This window comes from Sulfuricaulis sp. (assembly GCF_049587675.1).
Lineage (GTDB): Bacteria > Pseudomonadota > Gammaproteobacteria > Acidiferrobacterales > Sulfurifustaceae > Sulfuricaulis.
On sequence record NZ_JBAVEJ010000310.1, the window covers coordinates 1 to 1835 of the forward strand.

The 1835-nt window shown below is 56.1% G+C and carries 4 protein-coding genes; 3 read left to right on the forward strand and 1 reads right to left on the reverse strand.

Annotated features, from left to right (window positions below; all coding sequences use genetic code 11):
* Nucleotides 1-301 precede the first annotated feature (301 nt).
* The gene (locus tag WB402_RS15795; RefSeq protein ID WP_424209569.1) at nucleotides 302-688 is read left to right on the forward strand and encodes a universal stress protein; all 387 of its coding nucleotides are present in this window, start codon (nucleotides 302-304) and stop codon (nucleotides 686-688) included.
* A gap of 107 nt (nucleotides 689-795) precedes the next feature.
* On the opposite strand, the gene WB402_RS15800 is transcribed toward WB402_RS15795, so the two are convergent.
* Nucleotides 796-984 (reverse strand): HIG1 domain-containing protein, encoded by a 189-nt coding sequence (locus WB402_RS15800; RefSeq protein ID WP_424209570.1) that lies wholly within the window; start codon nucleotides 982-984, stop codon nucleotides 796-798.
* 177 nt (nucleotides 985-1161) lie between these two features.
* Here WB402_RS15800 and WB402_RS15805 point away from each other — a divergent pair, with 177 nt between their 5' ends.
* Together WB402_RS15805 and WB402_RS15810 are read left to right on the forward strand one after the other, a co-directional pair.
* Entirely contained in the window at nucleotides 1162-1635 is a 474-nt protein-coding gene (locus WB402_RS15805; RefSeq protein ID WP_424209572.1) for a TerB family tellurite resistance protein, read from the forward strand.
* A 91-nt stretch (nucleotides 1636-1726) separates the two neighbouring features.
* On the forward strand, nucleotides 1727-1835 hold a 109-nt coding region (locus tag WB402_RS15810), incomplete at its 3' end, for an RNA 3'-terminal phosphate cyclase (protein WP_424209574.1).

Consider the following 1835-nt stretch of genomic DNA (forward strand, 5'->3'; position numbering starts at 1 on the left):
AGCGCGAATCGCTCGGGAATTCATCTCGAATTACATAAAACCAATCTGTCCACGTCTTGCACCATGCATCCGAAAAACATTCCAGCAAGGAACAAGAAACGAGGTCGGAGCAATTGAAACGTAAGGAATATGCTCTATATCAGTAACATGGGTTCTTTGATCCGGTTTTGATGCAAGTCAATAACTGCCCCGCCGGTACGCATGACAATTCTCCCTGAATTGTCGGGTGATTCCTGGGATGATCCGTTCACATCCGGAAGGGGATGCGAATCGTCTATTTCTGAAGTCGAGGGGGAAGCATATGTACAAGCGGGTATTGGTGCCGATCGACGGCAGTGAGATCGCCAAACGCGCGCTGGATGAAGCGATCAACCTGACCAAGGGGCACAAGGTCGAGCTGAAGATCGTGTTTATCGGCAGCGACGACGAGAGCAGTCGGGAGGTCATCGAAGTGGCCATGACCCGAGCCGTCAACGCCGGGTTGCAGCCGGAGAGCGGGTTGCTGGGCAAGTTCGAGACCGAGGAGATCGCCGATGTCATCTTGCAGGAAGCCAAGGAGTGGGCCGCCGATCTGATCGTGATGGCGACCCACGGACGCCGCGGCGTGGCCCACATGATACTCGGCAGCGTCACCGAGGGCGTGATCCGTGCCTCGCCCGTTCCGGTCCTGGTTATCCGCGGCGCTTAAGAGTTATAGGGATCGGAGTATTTTATAAAAAATCCCCTCGAGCCCATTGAGGACATCCTCTTAATTTTTTGATCCTCTGTTCATGGCTGTGGGTGTTCCGGTCCAACTCAGGCCGCGTATATAGCGATAAGGAGCAAAAGCGCAGCAATGCCTTGAAAAAGGATGCGGGCGTTCATGAGTTGGCCGCTGTGCTTGTCATCATATGCAGCGCCCCGGGTCATCGAGCTGATGCCCATCACGATGGAGATAACAGTGGCGATGAGGGCCAAGACAATTAGTATCGTTATTTGCTTCATAAGCTGCTCCTTCTGCATGGGTATTTTGTGTCTATATGTTTACCTGTCAGTGCAGGATTGTCCAGAAACTGCTGGCATGAATGGAACCGGTTAAAGGGTTCGGGGTGATTTAGAGCTAATCACTCCGAGTTGTTTGTCGTCCCAGAGCGGTCCGATACGTTAAAATCCCCGGCTGCCATGTTGCAAAACCTCAAACAATTCTTCGATCAGCACATTCTCCCGGCCGGACGCGAGCAGGGCAAAAGCACGGACCACGCCGTGCAAGTGGCCACGGCCGCGCTGCTGTTCGAGGTCATGCGCATGGACGGCGAACTCAAGGAAGTCGAGCGCCATGCGATGACGGCCGCCATCCACGCGCGTTTCGAACTGACGTCCGAGGAAACGGCGGCGCTCATGCGTCTGGCGGAGGCCGAAGCGAAGCAGGCCACCGATTACTACCAGTTCACCGCGCTCATCAACAAACACTACACCGCGGCGCAGAAGGAGCAGGTGGTCGAGCACCTGTGGCAGGTGGCAGCCGCCGACCACGAGATCGACCGTTTCGAGCGCACCCTGGTGCACAAGGTCGCTGATCTTTTACATGTCCCACGCCCGGCGCAGATCGCCGCGCGTGAGCGCGCGATGCGCACCGCGCGCCAAGAATCAAAATAGGCGCCAATCCACCATTTAATTATTGCGCATTGCTTCCGCTACAGTGACTGTATTAGTCGTAGCGCGGAAGTCGATGGATCATAATGCCCACATGCGCGAAATAGACGGTTCTTTCGGCGAGGGCGGCGGACAGCTTCTGCGCACAGCCTGTGCGCTTGCCGCCATCACGGGCGCGCCGCTGCGATTGCGCAACATCCGCG

Bases quoted from the DNA above. Each gene is read 5' to 3' on its own strand.
- WB402_RS15795 (WP_424209569.1), top strand. From the start codon at position 302: ATGTACAAGCGGGTATTGGTGCCGATCGACGGCAGTGAGATCGCCAAA.
- WB402_RS15805 (WP_424209572.1), top strand. From the start codon at position 1,162: ATGTTGCAAAACCTCAAACAATTCTTCGATCAGCACATTCTCCCGGCC.
- WB402_RS15800 (WP_424209570.1), bottom strand. From the start codon at position 984: ATGAAGCAAATAACGATACTAATTGTCTTGGCCCTCATCGCCACTGTT.